Genomic DNA, 541 nt, shown 5'->3' on the forward strand with positions numbered 1-541 from the left:
GTCGACATAGGTGCCTGACATGTCATCGACACGCAATGCCGACATGAGGCGTCGGCACGGTGTCATAGGGGTGTCAGTTAGTTTTCGTCTATTACAATCACGTCTAAGTTATTAGCCCTGATCTCATGCTTAATCGCATCCAAAACATCAGCCCTCGTTGCCTTTGTCTTCGCACCAATCAGATTGCCTTCTGACGTGTAGTCTTCATGATTACTGATTTCCAGATCGCCAACAGACAAAGCGAGACCACGGACTAATTCATCAAGATGACGTCCGTGTTTCAACCTATCGTCTCTGCTACGGTCTTCTTTGTAATCAATCTTAMATTTGTATGTGTTCATGTCGATAATATCCGTCGATGGAGTATATAGTGGAACAGACTTGATTTGATCGGTTCCACTCTAATTTTCATAACGATTTTATAATAGTCATTACAAAATTGAACTGCCACTGCGCGATTGCGATGTCACAGCAATACAAGCTTATCACTATAAACATCAGTGGGATAAGGATTTCGTTATCGTCAATTTCAGTATTAAGG

General features: G+C 42.0%; 1 protein-coding gene. It reads right to left on the reverse strand.

Annotated features, from left to right (window positions below; genetic code table 11):
* Window positions 1-77 precede the first annotated feature (77 nt).
* Window positions 78-341, reverse strand: a complete 264-nt coding sequence (locus KP708_RS15550; protein ID WP_215757264.1) for a hypothetical protein — start codon at window positions 339-341, stop codon at window positions 78-80.
* Window positions 342-541 lie beyond the last annotated feature (200 nt).

Source organism: Gluconobacter sp. P5H9_a (assembly GCF_018812085.1).
In the GTDB taxonomy this organism is placed as follows: domain Bacteria; phylum Pseudomonadota; class Alphaproteobacteria; order Acetobacterales; family Acetobacteraceae; genus Gluconobacter.